Annotated in this window: 24 protein-coding genes; 14 read left to right on the top strand and 10 right to left on the bottom strand. The window is 43.0% G+C overall.

All coding sequences use genetic code 11. The features are described 5' to 3' along the window. Positions 1-136 precede the first annotated feature (136 nt). The 7 genes from V7L31_RS23045 to V7L31_RS23075 all read left to right on the top strand — a co-directional run bounded on the left by V7L31_RS23045 (position 137) and on the right by V7L31_RS23075 (position 4,732). Complete coding sequence (locus V7L31_RS23045; protein WP_334698412.1) at positions 137-1,096, top strand: hypothetical protein; 960 nt, start codon at positions 137-139, stop codon at positions 1,094-1,096. Between the two features lie 89 nt (positions 1,097-1,185). Next, positions 1,186-1,473 (top strand): hypothetical protein, encoded by a 288-nt coding sequence (locus tag V7L31_RS23050; protein WP_334698413.1) that lies wholly within the window; start codon positions 1,186-1,188, stop codon positions 1,471-1,473. Next, entirely contained in the window at positions 1,470-1,694 is a 225-nt protein-coding gene (locus V7L31_RS23055) for a hypothetical protein (protein WP_334698414.1), read from the top strand. Before V7L31_RS23050 ends, V7L31_RS23055 begins: the two co-directional genes overlap by 4 nt. Continuing rightward, on the top strand, positions 1,684-1,887 hold the full coding sequence (locus V7L31_RS23060) for a hypothetical protein (RefSeq protein WP_334698415.1): 204 nt from the start codon (positions 1,684-1,686) through the stop codon (positions 1,885-1,887). The genes V7L31_RS23055 and V7L31_RS23060 overlap by 11 nt, the downstream gene beginning before the upstream one ends. Positions 1,888-2,035: 148 nt before the next feature. Beyond that, the gene (locus V7L31_RS23065; protein WP_334698416.1) at positions 2,036-3,376 is read left to right on the top strand and encodes a hypothetical protein; all 1,341 of its coding nucleotides are present in this window, start codon (positions 2,036-2,038) and stop codon (positions 3,374-3,376) included. Between the two features lie 82 nt (positions 3,377-3,458). Beyond that, positions 3,459-4,016 carry a hypothetical protein gene (locus V7L31_RS23070; protein ID WP_334698417.1) on the top strand — a complete coding sequence of 186 codons (558 nt, stop codon included), beginning with the start codon at positions 3,459-3,461 and terminating at the stop codon, positions 4,014-4,016. Then, entirely contained in the window at positions 4,013-4,732 is a 720-nt protein-coding gene (locus V7L31_RS23075; RefSeq protein WP_334698418.1) for a hypothetical protein, read from the top strand. Before V7L31_RS23070 ends, V7L31_RS23075 begins: the two co-directional genes overlap by 4 nt. Positions 4,733-4,884: 152 nt before the next feature. On the opposite strand, the gene V7L31_RS23080 is transcribed toward V7L31_RS23075, so the two are convergent. Genes V7L31_RS23080 through V7L31_RS23105 form a run of 6 tightly spaced genes read right to left on the bottom strand, consistent with a single transcriptional unit; the run spans position 4,885 to position 7,096 of the window. Then, positions 4,885-5,082, bottom strand: coding sequence for a hypothetical protein (locus V7L31_RS23080; protein WP_334698419.1), 198 nt, complete (start codon positions 5,080-5,082; stop codon positions 4,885-4,887). 27 nt (positions 5,083-5,109) lie between these two features. Beyond that, the gene (locus tag V7L31_RS23085) at positions 5,110-5,292 is read right to left on the bottom strand and encodes a hypothetical protein (protein WP_334698420.1); all 183 of its coding nucleotides are present in this window, start codon (positions 5,290-5,292) and stop codon (positions 5,110-5,112) included. Then, on the bottom strand, positions 5,282-5,494 hold the full coding sequence (locus V7L31_RS23090) for a hypothetical protein (protein WP_334698421.1): 213 nt from the start codon (positions 5,492-5,494) through the stop codon (positions 5,282-5,284). Before V7L31_RS23090 ends, V7L31_RS23085 begins: the two co-directional genes overlap by 11 nt. Continuing rightward, entirely contained in the window at positions 5,487-6,002 is a 516-nt protein-coding gene (locus V7L31_RS23095; RefSeq protein WP_334698422.1) for a hypothetical protein, read from the bottom strand. The genes V7L31_RS23090 and V7L31_RS23095 overlap by 8 nt, the downstream gene beginning before the upstream one ends. Positions 6,003-6,017: 15 nt before the next feature. Further along, positions 6,018-6,677, bottom strand: a complete 660-nt coding sequence (locus V7L31_RS23100; protein WP_334698423.1) for a hypothetical protein — start codon at positions 6,675-6,677, stop codon at positions 6,018-6,020. Between the two features lie 44 nt (positions 6,678-6,721). Further along, positions 6,722-7,096, bottom strand: a complete 375-nt coding sequence (locus V7L31_RS23105) for a hypothetical protein (RefSeq protein WP_334698424.1) — start codon at positions 7,094-7,096, stop codon at positions 6,722-6,724. Between the two features lie 119 nt (positions 7,097-7,215). On the opposite strand from V7L31_RS23105, the gene V7L31_RS23110 reads away from it, so the two are divergent. The 5 genes from V7L31_RS23110 to V7L31_RS23130 all read left to right on the top strand — a co-directional run bounded on the left by V7L31_RS23110 (position 7,216) and on the right by V7L31_RS23130 (position 12,525). Then, positions 7,216-8,001 carry a hypothetical protein gene (locus tag V7L31_RS23110; protein ID WP_334698425.1) on the top strand — a complete coding sequence of 262 codons (786 nt, stop codon included), beginning with the start codon at positions 7,216-7,218 and terminating at the stop codon, positions 7,999-8,001. Position 8,002: 1 nt separating this feature from the next. Beyond that, on the top strand, positions 8,003-9,832 hold the full coding sequence (locus tag V7L31_RS23115) for a hypothetical protein (RefSeq protein ID WP_334698426.1): 1,830 nt from the start codon (positions 8,003-8,005) through the stop codon (positions 9,830-9,832). A gap of 96 nt (positions 9,833-9,928) precedes the next feature. Next, on the top strand, positions 9,929-11,506 hold the full coding sequence (locus V7L31_RS23120) for a hypothetical protein (protein ID WP_334698427.1): 1,578 nt from the start codon (positions 9,929-9,931) through the stop codon (positions 11,504-11,506). Next, the gene (locus V7L31_RS23125) at positions 11,472-11,687 is read left to right on the top strand and encodes a hypothetical protein (protein ID WP_334698428.1); all 216 of its coding nucleotides are present in this window, start codon (positions 11,472-11,474) and stop codon (positions 11,685-11,687) included. The genes V7L31_RS23120 and V7L31_RS23125 overlap by 35 nt, the downstream gene beginning before the upstream one ends. Positions 11,688-11,691: 4 nt before the next feature. Continuing rightward, the gene (locus V7L31_RS23130; protein WP_334698429.1) at positions 11,692-12,525 is read left to right on the top strand and encodes a LamG-like jellyroll fold domain-containing protein; all 834 of its coding nucleotides are present in this window, start codon (positions 11,692-11,694) and stop codon (positions 12,523-12,525) included. A 125-nt stretch (positions 12,526-12,650) separates the two neighbouring features. Here V7L31_RS23130 and V7L31_RS23135 read toward each other — a convergent pair whose 3' ends face one another. The 3 genes from V7L31_RS23135 to queA all read right to left on the bottom strand — a co-directional run bounded on the left by V7L31_RS23135 (position 12,651) and on the right by queA (position 16,968). Beyond that, complete coding sequence (locus V7L31_RS23135) at positions 12,651-14,072, bottom strand: site-specific integrase (protein WP_334698430.1); 1,422 nt, start codon at positions 14,070-14,072, stop codon at positions 12,651-12,653. A gap of 455 nt (positions 14,073-14,527) precedes the next feature. Beyond that, positions 14,528-15,631 carry a tetratricopeptide repeat protein gene (locus V7L31_RS23140; RefSeq protein WP_334698431.1) on the bottom strand — a complete coding sequence of 368 codons (1,104 nt, stop codon included), beginning with the start codon at positions 15,629-15,631 and terminating at the stop codon, positions 14,528-14,530. Between the two features lie 122 nt (positions 15,632-15,753). Continuing rightward, positions 15,754-16,968 carry a tRNA preQ1(34) S-adenosylmethionine ribosyltransferase-isomerase QueA gene (gene queA / locus V7L31_RS23145; protein ID WP_334698432.1) on the bottom strand — a complete coding sequence of 405 codons (1,215 nt, stop codon included), beginning with the start codon at positions 16,966-16,968 and terminating at the stop codon, positions 15,754-15,756. Between the two features lie 271 nt (positions 16,969-17,239). Here queA and V7L31_RS23150 point away from each other — a divergent pair, with 271 nt between their 5' ends. Then, a complete protein-coding gene (locus V7L31_RS23150; protein ID WP_012412259.1) occupies positions 17,240-17,629 on the top strand; it encodes a hypothetical protein in 390 nt (129 codons plus the stop codon). A 69-nt stretch (positions 17,630-17,698) separates the two neighbouring features. Here the strand turns inward: V7L31_RS23150 and V7L31_RS23155 are convergent, their stop codons facing one another. Next, complete coding sequence (locus V7L31_RS23155) at positions 17,699-18,205, bottom strand: YraN family protein (RefSeq protein ID WP_334698433.1); 507 nt, start codon at positions 18,203-18,205, stop codon at positions 17,699-17,701. A 23-nt stretch (positions 18,206-18,228) separates the two neighbouring features. Between V7L31_RS23155 and V7L31_RS23160 the strand changes: the two genes are divergently transcribed. Beyond that, positions 18,229-18,825 (top strand): pentapeptide repeat-containing protein, encoded by a 597-nt coding sequence (locus V7L31_RS23160; protein ID WP_442944474.1) that lies wholly within the window; start codon positions 18,229-18,231, stop codon positions 18,823-18,825. The last annotated feature ends 78 nt before the right edge of the window (positions 18,826-18,903 follow it).

Raw genomic sequence — 18,903 nt, forward strand, 5'->3', positions numbered from 1 at the left:
ACATCTACAACACAAGCGATTTAGGCTGGATAGTAGAGTTCCAAATAATCAATTGATGATGATGACAACCGTTATGGTGTGACATCCACATAATGACAACGTACACACTTACTAACACACAAAGGACTACACTCTCATGGCTAACGCACCTTTTGACGCTTTTATTGGTTTTGGCAAGACATCATTCATATCTGATGACAAAACTTGGGCTGCATTGACATTCAATAAAACGGGTAGGGACGAGGGCAAGTATGATTTCAATGGCAACGAATTTACCCTGCAAGGAAGTGCTTTTGCTGGTGTTATTGATGGCGACAACTATTGGTTAATCGCAGTATTGGCGAGTGGTGCTTGTAATGGCAAAGGTGGTGTATTTGAGTTCAAGCTTTGGAAGCAGGGTGAAAACGGTGCTAAGGGTAGCTTTGACAAGGCAGCAGGCGAAGCACAGGCACTCCAATGGCAGAAAGATGGCTGTTTGGCGGCAATCAACGTCAACGATATCCCTACTCTCAAAACCTTTGTAAAGGTTGCATCAGAGTTGAGCATCATCCTCACCAACGAAACACGTGAAATTGTGGTGCGGTGTAACCCTGAAGCAGGTGAGAAAGATGCTATTGATGCACTAGAAGAAGCACTGGCAACCTATTGGGCATTCTGCTTGGGTAACGAAAATGCCGACCCTGAAGAAGGCACTCCTGAGTACAAAGCAGCAATACTTGTACAACATTCTGGACTGATGACACAACCAGCACTTACAGAGGCAATGCTACCAAGTACGCCATTGAAGTCGATTACTGGTAAGGTAACAGGGCACAAAGTAGAGTGCTTTCCGTTCACGGGAACATTGCCAAGCTACGACGCTATTACTGTGACATTGCCCAAAAAAGAAGAAAAGAAAGCTAGTAAGGGTAATTGGGGTAGCGGCGGAAGTGTTGACCCCAAAGCAGTCTTAGAAGCGCGTGAGAAGTTCTACATCTCACAGATGGCTCAAGCTGATGCAAGTATTGTGTCTCTTAAGGATGCTTTTTCTAGCATCAAAGCAAGCAAAGAATATGCGGGCTTAAGTGAATTGATTCTACAGGTAATGGGTCAATAGACACCCTTTCCACGAGAGTGTTAGTTTAAAGTAACACTCTCAGTAACACTTTTTATGTTAGTCCACGGTAACACTTTCCACACAAGGGTATGAACACAACACATGATGACGATTTAGCTTTCTGTATTTGGATGTTGGAGCGGTGGGGCTGGAGTGGCAATATCACCAACCCTTTTGAAACCTATTATTGGATACGCAATTACTTGGGACGAATGCCCTATACCAAGTTTGCAACTCCCTTAATGAAGCTGACGCCGCCAATGGAATCGTCACTGTATATTCCCACCCTCAAACTTCACATAGGGATAATCCACACACTCAAGTGCTACTTAATCCCATCTCACGAAGACAGCATACACACAAGGAAAACGGCATGATTACCACCCATAACGACAACATACGAATAGCTTTGATGGCAGAGGAACAGATAGAAGGACTGGTAATAGAGCGTGACATGAGTACAGGGCACTGGCACTGGCATTACTCGGATTATCACTCTCACCTACTCTACTCATGCTCTGATGGTTTCCCCACTAGCCTTGCCGCCTTGATACACTTCACTGGTTATATTTGTGAGGAATTGAAAAATGCTGCATGACTTGAATTTTATTTCTGGTAAGCAATACATTGCGAACGTAGATGGCAGATTGGGTATTACTGCAACATTGCTTTTTAACAGTATTCGCATATCAACCACTCGTAGCATAAGGTTTGAGTTCTACAAAGAAGATGGTGACTCTGTTCTCTTTGATGCTCAGGAAGTCATCAAGTATTTTGGGGTAGATGTTTGACATCTAACAAGAAAAGGGGAAGCAATGGCATCTTCCCCGCTCACAGACAACTCACATCTTAAAGCACATGAGCAACAAAGATTATAAAGCACAATTGAAAGCAACACTGTTCAAGGGCACAGCGCAAGCGGAGCAAGTCGCAAGCATCATGGACAAAGTAGAGCGCGACAAGGATATTGCCGATGACGTGAAACTTGAGCTTGAAAGTTACGCACGACAAATAAGCGTATTACCTGCCAGCAAAGAACTACCAACAGAAGGTAAGTCTACCAGCAGTGAGAACCGTAAACGCTTATTTCCCAAGTACGACCTTGGTGATGATTTCAGTTTCCCTTGTGGTGTGAAAGAGTTCGGTTTTAATGAGAACACTGGCAACATTGCGAAAGAGTACGGCACATGGCTAAAGGATGTCTACCTTCCTACCTTTGTGGATATGCCAGATAAAGAGCATCAATATCCCCTTGCAGTGTGTTTTATGTTGTTGAATTGCCGTGCCGTACTCAACAAAAAGCAGTGCCTACCCATCCCATATTTCCTTGGCAACAATGGTAGTGGCAAAACTGAACTCAGCAAGAGCATCGCTCAACACTACCCACGGGAACACGCTGTAGAGTTCCTTAGTGATACAACCGGGGCACACATGAGAGATAAATTAGATGCTAATTTTGGCACGGGTGAAGTAGGGTTGGCAGTATTCGATAACTTCAATCCCAGCGTATTTATGAATCGTGCTGGCAATTTCTACAACATTATCCTTGCCAACAATGAGGAAAGCGCAATAAGCCGTATCAGTGGACTGAGTAACGACTCTCACAAGGACGAATTCAAAACTTACAGCTACAAAATCATCAACAGTATATTTGACCTCAGTAGTGAAGCACAGCGCGAATTCAGCGAAATAGAACGCCGTACTATCCAACTACGTTTCAAGGAAGGCAAGGCAAAAGCAACACGCATTATCTATGATTGGGAAGCGCAAGAGCGCATATTCCAACGTATATGGGGTGAAGAGAACATGAGTACTATCAAGGCAACTTATGGCAAAGCACTTGGTACTCTCGCACGTCTCAATCCCAACAATGTACCCATACCCGCAAAACGCTGGGTGATATGCCAAGTACCCATTGCAGTAGGTGTGTACTGTGGGATATTCAAGGATATCGAAGAAGGCATAGCGCACTTTGCAAGACACTTCGAGTATCTGAAGCGTAGTGGTGGCAGCAGTATTGGTAGTGCCATGAGTATCGTGCTTCAGAAGTACATCAAGGAAGTATTACCAGAGATTGCCAATAACCCGTTCGCACCCAAGAACATCAACAGTAACAGTATTCCACAAGACACCCTAAAAGAGTATCTAAAGTCTCAGACCGGGTATGATGTGTCACAAAACCAGTTCAACGACATAATCATGTTGATGGCAAACTTTGGGTACAACTATCAGCGCATTGGCACGGTGATGGGATTTGTAAAGGATACCCCTATACCCTAGTGCCCACAGTAACACTCTGAGGTAACACTTTTAGTAACACTTTTAGTGTTACCTTGTACTAACACTCTACAGGAAAGGGTATATGGGGTACACACAGCAAAAGTACAGTGGTGTGAAACGGGTATACCACAACATCAGCACTGGATTGACGACTTATGAACGCATTGACCGTCATCAGACAAAATTCGATAGCACAAGTGAATTTAAGACTTTTATCTTGTTGGAAGAATGTTTATGTGGGGATGACTTTGAAATCGAGGTACATCCTGTCCTCAGTGTCGATGGTACAGAGTGGGAGATTGATTTTGGTATATCGGCAAATAAGGATAGTCCAATTGCGAGTCGTCAACTTGCGGCAATAGTCAACAGCGTTAATGGTACAGAATATCTGGAATTATCGCGGATATTTGTAGAATACAAAGGTTTCCAAGACAAGAACTTTATCACCAAGATGACCAACGTTGTCGTCAATGCCCCAATGTTCAGTAGAACGATAATACTGGTGAGTGAACACGTTGGCGCATTCGGTTGCTACAACAGCGTGAGAGAACGATTCCATTGTCATCCAGTGACATCAATAGGTATACTTGAGAGAATTTTACGGACTAACACTAGCAAAACGAGAGGAGTAACACTATGACACCCAAGAAGACTGAGAACATTGATGTATCGGGTTACAAGTATTTGGGTAAGCGCCACTGGAAAGATTTTGTGAGCTCTACGGGGAAGTTCGACCCCGGCAAGGCAAATTTCAAGCCACGACTTGAGATGTTGTCACCCAAGGGGATGGTGAAAAGTTTCTACGACCACAAGGCACTCACGAAAATCGATGTACATTACGATGAGGAATTCGTGTACGACTACTACTACCAACGCCTTATCCTGACGATGGGATGGATGGAAAATGGCAAAGTTGATGAAAGTATATTGCAACTGTTTTTTACCAAGTTACTCGCCTATTGCAACACTCTAGAGGAGCGTTCACAGCTTACAAAAATACGCCAACAAGCTGAACATCTTGCAGCACAATTTCCTCACAAGAGTGCTGATGATTGGGAAAAGACTTTGCTTGCTGAAATATCTGTGGCAACAGCACCACAAGAAACGGAAGTTGTGCAAGTAGCTGATGATGAAGAAGATACCGAAGAACGTGAAATAAGTATGGATGTCCACGACCCTGATGTAAAAGAAGACTGTGGCGATAGCGAGCCTATGGCGCTTGATGAGTATCCTGTGAAGAGTGAAACAATAGTGATACCACTAACAGAAAGCACGACCGAGGAAAGTACCTCAATCGTGCCATCTGTTGCCTCCAAAAAGCGTGGCAGACCACCTAAAAACGCTTCTAAGGATTGATACGCGTTTCAACCCGTATAAGCCTTTCTCTGACCTCGTGGATATCATTTGAGAGATTTTGTAGCACTGCCTGACTTTTGTCGGTGGTGCTTTTCAATTGGTCGATGGATGATGTGATTACCTCGTCCCTACGCGCTTGTTGTAGGGCAAGGTCACGGCGGTGCTTGTGAGCGTCTACCATCTCTTTCGCCTGCAAAATCAGCACTGGCATTACTATCGATATGATAAGTCCCATTGTTCCCTTGTCCATTACTTTGTTCTCCTGTTGTACCCTGGTGTTTGACATAAAAAATCCCCCACAAGAACCAATTTGGTAATGGTAGGGGTATTCTGTACGGTGTTACTTTCAAGTAACACAAAAAGTGTTACTAAAACTGTTACTCTGGAGTGTTACTCCCAGCACTAGGGGTAGGCTCTACTGGCAAGATTGATGGTTGTGGTTCATCAACAGGCTGAGGTTGTGATAGTTTCTTGAGTAACTGGTTGCTGGAATTTATGCCAGCATTGATGAACGGTACACGTTGGGTGGGGAATTGATTGTATCCAGGTCTAATTGCCATGCTCTTGTTCCTCAATGACTTGATGTGGTTGTTGTTGCTGTTGCAGTGCTTGCAGTTCTTGCAAGATTAGTCCTGAGATGCCACTTGCAATGTTGCTTGCTTGTGGTGAGATTACACCACTTTGAGCGAGGGCGGGTGCTGCTACTCCGATAAGTTCCAGTATCAGGGATATGACTGTGCGAGTGTTCTGTCCGTTAGCCATTTTTCAGTTTTATGAGCTTGTTAATGGATGTCTGAACTTTGTTGACGGATGATTGTAACTTGACTGTTTGTGCTATTTCTTGCTGAGAAAGGGCTGCCAAACTGTCGAGTGTTGCGCCGTCATTCGTGCCGATGTACTGCCAAACTTGTAGGTGAATATCTTGGATGTACCACTGCGGTGTAAATGATATCAGATACTTTGTTTCCCCAATGTTGGGAAATTTTGTGAATCTGTAAACCATGTACCGCCTTAGTATCACCCTGAACTCTTCACCCTCTGCAAAGCCAGCACTACCAAAGGGAACCGGGAAGCCTTGAAGTAGTGTGCCTGCCTTAAACCAGTGCAAGGGTGCGCTATCACTTTCTGTATAGATGCCAATAGTGTTGTGGGTAAACTGTACATCAGGTTCTATGCTACCGATGGGATTGGTGATTTTACCGTTCGCATCAAGGGTAGCCCTACGAGTTGTGTCGATGCTTTTTACCCAATCATTGCTATTGCTATACATATCAATTACTCACTACTAGACTTGTCCAGGTTCAGACTCAACGCCCGTAATGCCACTTTCAGAGATTAGTGTTTTTAACTTGGTAGCATCAGTAGCTACCGCCGCTACGGCAGCAGCATCAGCCCCAAGCTTAGTAGCAATCGGGTATCGCTTGCCTCCAGGGCTGACAAAGTAAGGGAACACTTTACCATCTTTAATAGGTTGTGCAATTGTCCCCGATGGCAGTATTAGCCCAAGTGCGTTAGAGATTATCAGATTAGTAGCCCAGCCTGGGAATCTGAATGATACTTGATGATACTTGCCAGGAACGTCATCCTTGATAAGCTTTGTAGCCTTCAACTTGACAGTTTTACTGCCTTTGCTACCTTGTGACTGCAACACCTGAGAAGCTTCTGACTCGATCTGAGTAGTACTACCACCTTGTTGTTTGTCAATAGCGCTAGTTGTTAGCTGTGTTCCATCTACTAATGTGTCGGTGCGCTTGGATGCGGCGCGGCGTAATGAGATTAATGGGTCGCCAATCTGTGTGATTAATTCTTCCATTGCCAGATAACGCGTAACACTAGCTCTGCAAGAAAAGTACCCGATATGCTTGACGCCTGCTTTCCCATTTACAATTTCCCCAGTAAGTCGTAGTAGCGGGAAACTGTCTCTTGATAAGTCCTTATCAGCCATTATTTACTCCTATAGTAGGGATGTTTCACCCTACCGATTATTGATTATACGTATGCAGCAACAGAGGTAGAAGGACTTGTGTCAGACACAACGTTGACGCTGTATGTGGAAGTGTAGAACTGGATGTTATTGGTAGTGTCGGTTTGAACAGTACCAGTTGTAGGCAGTGGGTAAGCATTTAAAGCATTACCAGCAGTACTAGCAGCAGAGTTCGCAGCATTCTTAGCAACTTGTGCAACAGAAGCAGCTTGCAAGAAAATAGCAAGAAATTCAGACAACGATACACCAGTAGGTAGTGCTGACATTGCACTAACGTATGTAGCAACAGCCGATACTGTCACTTTTGCGGCAACTTCAGATAAAGTCAAGTCGGCGGTAGCAGCCATGAGAAATACTCCATGAGTGAATGTGAACGTCACTCTAGCGCCTTCTATAAGGGCTGTCAATGCCTCTAAAAAAGTTTTTTACCATGATTTGACAAAATAGTTTTAACTGCCTTAAGGTATTTAAATCTCGTTTCTTCTGGTAAGGCAAAAATATGCTTCAAACTTTCAGCAAAACGCGCAAGGTAGCAGTAACATTGAATGCCGACAGTGGGGCAAGTATCACGCCATTGTTCACCTACACACCGTTTTCACTATCAGGCTACAGGGTAATCGATGGAAACCTTATCCTGAACAACATACAGGCAATAGCGTACATCTACTCATTACCACAAGTAGAATTTCCTGTGTTTGACCTTACTGAAAGTGACTCTCAACAACTACTGACAGCTATCAATCTGGAGTGGAGTGGTCAACGTATACAACTTGACGGGCTTGTAAGGGTAGGCAGTGGTGGTACATACCAACGCATTACCAGTAATAGCCTTACCAATCCTCATCCTTACCCATACAAGTCATTTACCATCGACAATCAAGTTCTAGGTAATGAGGATATGCTTGCTTTCCAGATACGAAATGCAGGCTTTGGACTACTACAAACTGGTGCTGGTGGTAGTGACACGGTGACAATAAGTGCTGACTTAACTACAACTATCACAGTGGAAGAAGTACCCGCAGTACCAAACATCATCAGCAATATCATCACTACCACGGCAAGCCAACTTGTTGCAGGTAATAGTAACCGCAAAAACATTACTTTCTTCAACAGTAGTACGAGTACAGTTTTTGTTGATACCGTCAATACGGTAAGCACATCGTCATACACGGTAGCGCTATCACCTGGGGATTACTACGAAGCACCACCACCAATCTACACAGGCGCTTACTATGCAGTGGTAGCAAGTGGTAGCACCTCTATCAACATTAGGGAGTACGCATAGTATGGGGTATTTCCCTGACCCTTTCAATAGCCTTAGCCGTAATACGAGTAACGCTATTCACGCGATAGAGGAAAATGCTAAACGTGCCGATGATGCACGAAAGTTCATAACAGACAAAGCATTGCAACAAATAGCGCAATTTTCACCTATCCAGTTATATGTTGACCCATGCAACTTAGTGATAAGTGTTAATGGTGCTAGCGTTACCATACGTAATCCTGCTTGCAATACTTCCAACCCACCGCCAGTAATTCCTACTTCTCCCACTCATGGCGACCCCAATCCCAAACAACCAGCTAGGTGTGCCAGAGGTGTGCAAGTATTGTGCAAAGCTCTCATTGAATCGCTGGTTATCAATGGCGATAAATCATACCACTCTACTTTTACGGTCAAACCAACTAAGTCATTGTTTCCCACTTCTGACAATACTTTTTTCCCGAACTTACCTGATGTTCGTGCTGACTTTACTATTGATGTGACGGGTAAATATGTAGAGGATTTCAACTTTGCGTACATCCAGAGAGGTGACTTAAATCCCGCCACACAACGCAGCGCTTACATTCTTAGAGGTGGACAAGTAAGTGGTGATAATTTTCACTTTCAACAAACCATTGAATACAGGATTTATTACAACACAAGCACCCACCAAATATATCCACAAATACTATCGAATGATAAGCCGAACGCTGGCAATATTCCCGACCCTGGTATTACTTTAAAGCTTACAAATGCAGCAGATTACAACGCCTTGACCAGTAATATCAATGTTTTCAATTATGACACATTACCCAACGTCAACAGGGAAACCAATGTGTTCCAGTTGTTGTTTGTTTGTGACAGCACGAACTACGTTGACCCACCCGACCCACCGAAACCACCTAAACCAAAACCCTGCGAATGTATGTGTAGTGACGACCTTCTGAAACTTGTGTTGAAACGTATTGGCAACCTACCTGCTACTGTGCCAACAAACATTGCTGATACTACTGACAAAACCACTAAGACACTTGAATCACTTGCTGAGATGATTTTCTGGCACGTAAAGCAGATGGATGCCATAAGTGGTGAGTACCCTATACCACTTACCATCAAAGCCGACCCAACCAACAAAGACAGCAAAGACACTAAACTTGAACTACCTAACATTGCTGAAACACTTGCAGAAATATTAGGACTACTGATAGCAACAAAACGTGACAGTCATGCCGGGCTTGTGGCAGGTATAAGCGCTTTGACTGAAGCGGGAATGATAAAAAATCTTGCAACTCAAACTTACGATATTGCACAAGCGAACGCCGAGTACTTGGGGTACAAACTCGACCAAACAAAACGCACCATCCCCTGTACTTTCACGCCCAACGCAAACAGCATTTCTGAAACATTAAAACCATCTAATGTTGATATCGTGAGTTACATCAACAATGACAAAGTTGACCTACAAGATGAGATAAAAAAACTTACGACGATGGCAGAAAGGTGGAATGCACAAAACTGGCGGAACTTGGGTACAACCGCAAAAGATGTCACAGCAGCACTGCAAAAAAACCTCATTACCTCACCACAGGCAACTGCGAATGTGAGCAATGCGGTGAAAGAGGAAACATTCCAGCAATTCCTAAGTGAAGTACAACAGGGATTTGTAGCAACACCTGGTGTAACTGATGTTGCCGACCCTTGGGGTGACAATCCCCTTGATGCTCCACTTGTGCGTCAAATAGGTATTATTGACCCCAATGAAACACCACCAGCACAAGTAACACCACAGCAACAAAAGCAAAACGACAATCTCAAGGTAGTCACAAACATTGCAAACCTACTCAACAGGCTATAGGGGTATGTTCGCTACAAGTAACACCCTCAAGTAACATATTTAGTGTTACTAAAAGTGTTACCTCAGACTAACACTTTTTACACAGGGGTATATCTCATGGCAAATCCATTAGTTTTCATTGCAGAGGAATTATTCAGTAAGGTTGCCAGAAGTAAAGTAGCAGCACGGGTGATTGAAGGATATGAAATTACCACCACAGGCACTAAGTCGGGAGGTAGTATTATTGAGTCAATCTTCGGTGGCTTTAGTGCCCTTGGTGGATTCCTCGTAAGCAAGGTTGGCGAATTTATCAACTTCAGTATCAATGGGCTTTGGACACTATTTGTTGTCGATTCCCAATTCCTTTGGAACTTCAACTGGAATGCCACTGATGCACAACTTGATGAAAGTATTAAAGGACAATTCCATGCACTTGCTGGGCAATTGGGGATAACAGTTGGGCAAACTCTTGGGTATATTGCTGGTGGTTTCATCCCTGGTGCAACGATATTCGTATTCAATGAAGCTTTGGGGGCACAAGTACTCACAAAAGTAACAGAGAGATTTGCGGAAGGTTTCCTTACAAACTTAGGTCTTTTGTTTCAGCAAGCGTTGGTACTTGGCAGTCAGATACTATTCACCAACACTTATAAGACTGTACGCAAAATCATCAAAGCTATCCCGTCACAATATATCAAGACTTTTTTTGGCGATAAAGTTGCGAATGCTGTAACGGCATGGGGTAAAGAAGGTAGCAAGCCCTGGTCATTCGCTATTGCTATTGATGAGGCGATTGATAATGTTTTCGGTAAGGGAAGTGAACTATCAACATTCATACATCAAACATTACTGCAAGCTGGACAATCTTTTATAGAAGCAGGGTATGTAGTAGCCAATAGTGTTGATAGTTATATCGCAAGTCAAGCAATTGCTAATCAACAAGTACCAGTACTAGGAAGTGAGAAATATGTAGAAATAACTTACGACAAATCAGTACCTAATAACAAGATTGTGCTTGCAGGGCAAGAGGAGATATTGAAAGGGAATATCATACAAACTATCGCAACAGAAAGGCAGTTCAAGGGTAGGGATGTTGGTATTGTCTATGGTCAGCTTGCAGCAGAAATACCAGAGCGTAGGTACCGTCCAGAGGTAGTACTGAAATTCTACAAGAAGCAACACACCGATAAGGAAACAAAGAAGGTTACGCCACCTTTATCGATGCAAATAAGCTTCAGATTGATGGATAAAACTGTTGCTGATTTTGCCACTGATAAGTATGCCAAACAGCTTGCTGAACTCATTTATGAAAAGTTTGCTGCTACACCCTTTACCATCAATAAAGGCGTGAATACTTTCACCTACGGTGACTTTGTAAACGGGTTCCAATTCAAGCTTGATGTAGATAACGTTGGTACAGCGGAACGTGTAGTAGAAGCTGTAATAGGTCTTACAAAGCATAAGTTCAATATAAAATACCTTCGCAAGGGAAGTAGCTTTGTTGAACCACAAGGTACACAAGAAGTGGAGATATTAGGAGTAGAGGAAGTATTGCCAACAAACAACAAAGTGGGTATAGTGACGTTCACTCACGCTTACTTGAATGTAGGCACATCTGTTCCACCAATCAACTTAGTAGATATAACAGGGAAAAAACGTAATGTACTCTATAAACCAGCCACAATACAGCATTGATGATAGTGAAGAAATACTTGTAAGGATAGGACAAAAAGTGAAGTTTTTTGATTCTCAAGGGAAAGTAAACCACGGACAAATTGTAGAAGCTGATAGTGTCAGTAACACCGTAAAAGTGGTGATTGGTGCCATCATCCAATACACTGAAACTGTTGACGCTGATAACCTAATAGAAGGATAAAAATATGCCACTTGTAAAAGCAGTAAATAGCTCAGGGTTGATATTGCCAGTAGAAACAAGAACTACTGCAATTGATGGTGATTTTGTGTTCATGATTGATGCGACTACCAACATTCCCTATCGCATAACAAAAGCAGATTTATTAGCAGGTTTATCAAGTAGCGGCACAAGTGGGAGTAGCGGTGGTAGCGGTGGTGGTACAGACTCTTATTCTTCCAATGTGGTCTTATTACTTCATGGTGACGAAACTGACGGGTCGAGCGTGATAACGAATAGCGGTAAAAACACATATTCAGTTAGCATCAGCAACCCTAATAATGGGGTGAAAAATTCTAGCACTAGGGCTAAATTCAATAACTCACTTTACTTTGATGGTAGCAGTTCACTGAACTGTGTATCGAGTAGTTTCAATGTTGGTTCACAAGATTGTACTATCGAATTCTTTGTCAACATTAACAGTACAGTCTTGTTGTTTGATATGCGTCCTGATGGGGGCAATGGTGCTTTCCCTGCACTTTACTTAAACGGTGGCAATCTCACCCTGTATTTCAACACTGTGGATGCAATTTCTACATTAGCAGCATTGACTATGAATACTTGGTACTATATCGCCGTCAAAAAGATTGGTACTACAACCCAACTTTGGCTTAATGGTACAAAGTTAGGAGAATTTGCTTCTGGGGATTGGGCATCATCAGGACGTATCAAAATTGGCGAGAATTCCTCACCAGCACCAGGAACTAATCTAAATGGTTACATAGATGAATTCAGGTTTACTCTGGGTACTGCTAGAGATGTAAGCGTTGTACCTAGTGCTGCATTTCCAACATCGGCATAGTGGGATACCCTTGCCGTAGGAGTGTTACTGTAAAGTAACACTTTTAGTGTTAGTAAAAGTGTTAGGTAAAAGTGTTACTTGGGAGGTAAGGGTATGTTATGTACTCTCACCTCCTTTTTTTGTGACTATTTGTCCTTGAGAAGCGTATCAATCAATTCTTGTTGTTTTCTGAGTTGCTCTTTCAGTAGGTCAAGTTCAGTTTGTTGCTGTGAATTCTGACTACCCATAATCGGTAAATGTGGATTTACTCTTGCGGCAAATACAGCAACATCTTGATAGTGTTTATTGGAGATTTCCAGCTTATGCCCACACCATGTAGATACAATTTTCTCATCTATTCCCAGGTCGAAAATAGCATGAGTAATGAAACTATGTCGTGTGTTGTAAGGTGATAAATACTTTGTTAACTTGCCTTGTTCAATTAATGGAGGAATGATACCCTTGTTCTGCCCCTCCCTGCCTTTCCACGCATTGCAAAAGCTAATTCTATCAATTGTTTTACCCGCCTTGGACTTAAAAACAATTTCATTAGGTTGCCCTTGAGGAATAGATTTTAGGAATTTCCAGAATTCACCATCTCTCGGCATCGGGAACTTGCGGGATTCTTTACCCTTATAAGTTTTGTCATTTTTTAGTGGATAGAACTTTTTGGTAACTCTATCGTAAGTTCTTCGTATGAGAACACGTTCGTTATCCCACTCAATGTCACACCATGTGAGTGCGATCGCTTCACCTGTCCGGCATCCTGTTAGAAATTTGAACTTAAGAAAGTTATGCCAGTGTGAACAATTTAATTCAACATAGCTGAGTATTGCTTGTGCTTCATCCCATGAGTAAGCTTTTGTTCTATCGAGAATATCGTCGTCATTCTCGGTATCAATTTCACCTTGAGTTCTACCCACAGCGCCCTTGTTCACTATTTCCTCTGCCATCCCCTCAAATGGATTATGAGTTAGCAGCTTGTTCTTCATAGCCAATTTGTAAGCTTTGGACAGGTTTGATAGTATCTCTCGAACGTGCTTTTGATTTCTGTTTTCTAACAACCAACTTCTGATTTTTATCGCGTCTTCTGACCCGGTAGCTTCAATAGCTGACTCAAGGAAGTTGGAATAGCTACCCGTGTACATATTCTTGAAAGTACTTTCTCTCAAGCTTAATTTGCGATATTCGCAGTAGTTGCCCCAAACTTCCATCAAAGATAAATCAGGCTTGGGTGGTAATTGGTCATCTGAATTAGGCTGAAGTTTGGCTAGCTTTAGTCTTGCCCTCAATCCATACTCACTTAATATGTCGTTGTAACGTCCCAACTGAAAGTTACCATCACCATCATCTAACTTTCCATCTTCCAATTCTATCTGTAGGCGTCGTTGTAATTTCGATGCTGTAGATTCCCAACCGCTAATCAATGGAATGCCAGTAGCAAGTTTTATTTGCCCTTTATTGCAGTACGACCTTGGGAAACAAGCTTTAATACTTCCTGAATCTACCCTAATGGCTACTTGCCCTTTCTTAACTTTACCCGTTGGTGTTTTAGCGCTGTTTGTCATAATGCTCAAAAAATGCTCAAAGTGTAGAGGTCAATTTTTAGTTACTGACTGTATATGCACTACATTAGCAAACATACAGGTAGGCTACCATGTATATTTTTAATTAACTAAGGGTATTTTTACTTCCAGGGACGGTAAACCAAGATTTATCCTCCTTGGAAAAATTTATCGTTTTTTATTGTAAATTCAAGGGTTTAAGACCCCTACATCTATATGTAGCATCAGTTACCCTACGGTAAGCAAACTACAGTAGGGGTTTGTCTTGAGAAATCGCTCCACTTGGGCAAAGCCCAAGACCGCGTTTCTCGCTAAATCTCCCGTTAGCGCTAGCGTTAGCGACGGAGGAACGTCAGTTGCCACAACGTGGGGAACCCGCGCAAGGCACTTCTCTTCTCTACGAGACGCTACGCGAACGTCTGAAATGTCTTTAATTTTGAATTTTGAATTTTGAATTGTTATTGTCCGGTATTCGTGGAATTAGACTGTGGTTCAGCTGATACAGGCACATTGCTAGGATTTGCCGGCGTTTCTGATTGATTTAGCGTCTGTGGCTCAGATGTTTGTACTACATTACTTGTAGAATCTGAACTCTGAGAAGGAGTAGCTGTTTGACTGGCTTGAGGTTGCTGACTTTTCTGGGCAATTTGCTGCATTAGCTGCTCAATTTTCTGGGCTTGTTCAATGTTGCCTTGCTCACGATACTCATTATGAGCGCGTTGCAAGACTCCACTGGCTTTTTTGAACTCGCCCTGATTATATAAAGTTACTCCCAAGTTATAGTAAGCGGAGGCATTTTTCGGATTTTGGCGAATAGATTGCCGATAAACAGAAATAGCCTCAGAAGCTTGACCATGCATTGCTAGCAAACTTGCCATGTTGTTGTAGGCTGTGGCATTTTTAGGATCTAGCTGCAATACTTGGCGATAAGAAGCGATCGCAGCTTCTATTTTTCCTTGTTGTTGCAAGGCGATCGCTAGGTTAAAATAAGCATTGGCATAAGTGCCATCTAGATTGATTACTTGCTGGTATGCTGCGATCGCATCCTCAACTTGTCCTTGTTCGTACAGCACCAAACCCAGATTATACAGCGCTGCCACCCTTGTGGGATCTATTACCAAGCTCTGGCGATAAGCTGTAATCGCGGCTTCTTTTTCTCCTTGTCGGTGCAACGCTAACCCTAAGTTGTAATAAGCTTCGCTAAAATTGGGATTAATCTTAATCGCCTCTGTATATTCTTGTAAAGCTATATCCAGGCGATTTTGCTCCATAAAGATATTACCCAGATAATTTCGCGCTGCCCCAAGGCTAGGATCTCGTTGCAACGCTTGGCGAAAGGCATATTCCGCACCCTGTAAGTCTTTGCGGTTATAGCGCGTCACTCCCTGCTGGAAAAAGCTAGCAGCTTCCAAATCCTGAGAAATTGCGGTTTCTGCCAGCAACTTGCTAACTGGGAAATTAGTAATTGCTGGTGTAGCCAAGACCAAAAACGCAGAACACCCAACGAGTGTTACCTGGCAAAATAAATTTAAGCCCTGAGAAAATAGGTATTTTTCAGACATGAATAATAGACCTGTACTTATTTTTAACTCCTCATAAGTCAGAGTACCCACCACGAAAGAAAAAATTCCAAATTCCCAACTTTTAACTCCTAACTCTTGTAGAGAAGCGATTAATCGCTTCTCTACTCCCCACTCTCCACTCCCACCTCTGACGGCAAAATTAGCATGGCATCGCCGAAGGAATAAAAACGATATTTAAAAGCGATCGCTTCGTTGTATATATTCAATAACCGTTGTCTGCCAATTAGCGCACTTACTAGCATCAATAAACTAGAACGCGGTAAGTGAAAATTCGTAATCAAACCATCCACTACCCGCCATTGGTAGCCGGGATAAATAAACAAGTCTGTTTTACCACAATATGCTTGTAAGTTCCCAGATTTAGCTGCACCTTCCAAAGCCCGTACTGCTGTTGTTCCTACAGCAATAATCCGACCGCCAGCAGCTTGAGTAGCGCGAATTTGCTCTACTGTGGCAGCAGAAACTTCAATCCATTCTTCATGCATTTTATGGGTAGTTACGTCCTCCACTTCCACAGGGCGGAATGTACCTACACCAACATGTAGCGTTACAAAAGCTTGATTGATTTGGCGATCGCGCAACTGTTGTAATAATTCTGGGGTAAAGTGTAATCCTGCCGTCGGTGCTGCGATCGCTCCTGGCTGTTTAGCATAAACTGTTTGATACTGCTCATCCGCAGCTTCAGAGGTCGTGATATACGGTGGTAGCGGGACTTCACCAAATACCTCTAACAGTTGCACCAAAGTCTTGCCCTCTGGTACATCAAATTGCAACAAACGCCCTCCGGTTGCTGCATCTGTTTCTAGAACCGTAGCGGTGAGTTGGGGGCTGGGGGCTGGGGATTGGGGATGGTGGGGCCCCCTCTGGGGATAAGGGGTAATGGGGACTGGGGAAGAATCTTTATAATCCTCAGTCCCTAATTGTCTGGGTTCAAAAATAATCTTCGCTCCTAGTTTGAAGCTTTTTCCTGGCTTAACTAAAGCTAACCAACAGTTATGCTGCCGTTCTTCCAACAGCAACACTTGGATTTTCGCACCAGTGGATTTATGACCATAAAGCCGCGCTGGAATGACTCTTGTATTGTTCATAATCAACAAATCACCAGAGCGTAGCAGTCCAGGCAAATCATGGAAAATATGGTGTAGGGATGATGCTTCGATGCCTGTATTAGGAGAATCAACTACCAGTAAACGCGAACTATCTCTAGGAACTGCTGGGTTTTGGGCAATGAGTTCTGGAGGTAGTTCGTAGTCATAGCCAACTACCGAGCAATCTAATGCAAAATCTTTTGCTTGTGGACGAGATGTATCTTTCAAATTACCTTGTACTAGTTTTGCTTTATTTAGTATTTATACTCTCTCAAAAAAGCTAGTTTAAGCTTTCCCTTCTAAAGGAACTTTAAGGGATCTTGGCTCAGTTTTGCCGCAAGGCTATAAGATTGTTACTATTAAGTAACATGGAAAACTTAACATAAAAATTGGGTAAACCTCCCCATCTAAAAACGGGGGCTTTTACCCTACCGGGAAGGGGCACTGATTGACGAATATAGATATGTAGGATTGGCTTTGATCCCAAGCACCAACAAACATGGAATACTTGTACTATCTGGCAAATGCCAGTCTAACCCTGAGGGTCGTTCAACACCTCCACGCTAGACCCCAGACACCAGTTTCGTTCGTCACCGTAATTCATCAAATTGATGGCTGGGTGGTTAGGATCAAACTCAAAGGTCAAGTCTCGCCCCAAGAAGATGGCGACTTTCGGGCTTTTCTGAATGAATTAGGAATTAGCTACGAACCGCCAATGAGGGTGCAAATGGCACTTTGGAGTTTGGAAGCGGGACAGTGCCCTGTGGATGTGATGCGTCGTTATCAAGTAGCGATCGTTTCTCATGGTAGCCCAGAGAGAGACGAAATTGAAGCATTTCGACAACAGTTTGTCCGAGGCTTAGGCTACTGTCCAGAAACATTGGCGTGATACTTTTGGTTGTAACGCCACTACAAAATAGTTGGTTATTGGTAATCAAGATATTTTATCTATTACCGATTAGCCATTATCAATTAAAGAGTCGAAAGCTGCCGGAATGTATTCTTGCAGCTTAAACTTATATCCGGGTACTGATGAAGTAGCTAGAGCTTCCTGGTTTGCTGTAACCCCAATCAGATTTTTTGGTATCTTTTGACAGTAGACAATAGCAACATCAAATCGACAAGAATAATCTGCCTTCTCAGGGTACTGGGCTAAAAATATTCCAGCTGTACGCCAAATTTTTGCTTGCTTTTGTGGGGTGATTGCGCTTCTTCCCCCGGCATCCCAACTACCTGAACTGCGGGTTTTGACTTCAACAAATGCCAGTAATGAGTTCTGAGTCCTGAGTTCTCCTGCTGTTTTCTCTGCTTCTCTAGCATATTCAGCAATAATATCGATTTCTCCCCAGCGGCTAGAAAAGCGACGATGGAGAATTATCCAACCTGTAGATTGCAACCATTGGGCTACTAGGTCTTCTCCTAAATGACCAATATCTGGATAATGAGATGGAGGAAGGTTAGCCATTAACTATAAATATCATGAATTCTGTGAATTCTAGGTTAAGCGATGCCTGCGGCGGACTACGCCTATGCACAGCGGATTCTACACTCGACTCATCCCCAACAAAACTGGGCTTGAAGTATCAAATAAAACATCAGGTTTGGGCGAGCATACTCGGCTTATTTCTGTGGGGAATAATTGGCATCACCGCAACAGTCGGTTTTGCTCCAACAGCTTTGGCACTGGAATATAATAAGGAAATTTTGGTTGAGGCTGATTTCTCTGGACGTGATTTAACAGACTCTAGCTTTACTAAAGCTAATCTTCGCCAAAGCAACTTCAGCCACGCTAATTTAAACGGTGTCAGCTTCTTTGCAGCAAATTTAGAGTCTGCGAATTTGGAGGGTTCTGATTTAAGAAATGCCACTTTAGACTCGGCTCGTTTAGTCAGAGCAAATTTGACAAATGCACTATTGGAAGGTGCTTTTGCTGCTAACGCTAGATTTGACGGTGCAATCATTGACGGGGCAGATTTTACCGATACGCTGCTGCGTCCCGATGAGCAAAAAAAATTGTGCAAACTTGCCAAAGGGACTAATCCCGTTACAGGGCGAGATACGCGTGACACGTTGTTTTGTCCTTAGTATATTCTATCTGGGTATTGGAAATGGGGCATTAAAAAGAGGCAGAGGGGCAGGGTGCGGGGGGCAGAGGGGAAAATT

Origin of the sequence: Nostoc sp., from assembly GCF_036916655.1 — a bacterium.
Lineage (GTDB): Bacteria > Cyanobacteriota > Cyanobacteriia > Cyanobacteriales > Nostocaceae > Nostoc.

Coding starts and splice junctions, on each gene's coding strand:
- V7L31_RS23045 (WP_334698412.1), top strand. CDS start 137: ATGGCTAACGCACCTTTTGACGCTTTTATTGGTTTTGGCAAGACATCA.
- V7L31_RS23050 (WP_334698413.1), top strand. CDS start 1,186: ATGAACACAACACATGATGACGATTTAGCTTTCTGTATTTGGATGTTG.
- V7L31_RS23055 (WP_334698414.1), top strand. CDS start 1,470: ATGATTACCACCCATAACGACAACATACGAATAGCTTTGATGGCAGAG.
- V7L31_RS23060 (WP_334698415.1), top strand. CDS start 1,684: ATGCTGCATGACTTGAATTTTATTTCTGGTAAGCAATACATTGCGAAC.
- V7L31_RS23065 (WP_334698416.1), top strand. CDS start 2,036: ATGGACAAAGTAGAGCGCGACAAGGATATTGCCGATGACGTGAAACTT.
- V7L31_RS23070 (WP_334698417.1), top strand. CDS start 3,459: ATGGGGTACACACAGCAAAAGTACAGTGGTGTGAAACGGGTATACCAC.
- V7L31_RS23075 (WP_334698418.1), top strand. CDS start 4,013: ATGACACCCAAGAAGACTGAGAACATTGATGTATCGGGTTACAAGTAT.
- V7L31_RS23085 (WP_334698420.1), bottom strand. CDS start 5,292: ATGGCAATTAGACCTGGATACAATCAATTCCCCACCCAACGTGTACCG.
- V7L31_RS23090 (WP_334698421.1), bottom strand. CDS start 5,494: ATGGCTAACGGACAGAACACTCGCACAGTCATATCCCTGATACTGGAA.
- V7L31_RS23095 (WP_334698422.1), bottom strand. CDS start 6,002: ATGTATAGCAATAGCAATGATTGGGTAAAAAGCATCGACACAACTCGT.
- V7L31_RS23100 (WP_334698423.1), bottom strand. CDS start 6,677: ATGGCTGATAAGGACTTATCAAGAGACAGTTTCCCGCTACTACGACTT.
- V7L31_RS23110 (WP_334698425.1), top strand. CDS start 7,216: ATGCTTCAAACTTTCAGCAAAACGCGCAAGGTAGCAGTAACATTGAAT.
- V7L31_RS23115 (WP_334698426.1), top strand. CDS start 8,003: ATGGGGTATTTCCCTGACCCTTTCAATAGCCTTAGCCGTAATACGAGT.
- V7L31_RS23120 (WP_334698427.1), top strand. CDS start 9,929: ATGGCAAATCCATTAGTTTTCATTGCAGAGGAATTATTCAGTAAGGTT.
- V7L31_RS23125 (WP_334698428.1), top strand. CDS start 11,472: ATGTACTCTATAAACCAGCCACAATACAGCATTGATGATAGTGAAGAA.
- V7L31_RS23130 (WP_334698429.1), top strand. CDS start 11,692: ATGCCACTTGTAAAAGCAGTAAATAGCTCAGGGTTGATATTGCCAGTA.
- V7L31_RS23135 (WP_334698430.1), bottom strand. CDS start 14,072: ATGACAAACAGCGCTAAAACACCAACGGGTAAAGTTAAGAAAGGGCAA.
- V7L31_RS23140 (WP_334698431.1), bottom strand. CDS start 15,631: ATGTCTGAAAAATACCTATTTTCTCAGGGCTTAAATTTATTTTGCCAG.
- V7L31_RS23150 (WP_012412259.1), top strand. CDS start 17,240: ATGGAATACTTGTACTATCTGGCAAATGCCAGTCTAACCCTGAGGGTC.
- V7L31_RS23155 (WP_334698433.1), bottom strand. CDS start 18,205: ATGGCTAACCTTCCTCCATCTCATTATCCAGATATTGGTCATTTAGGA.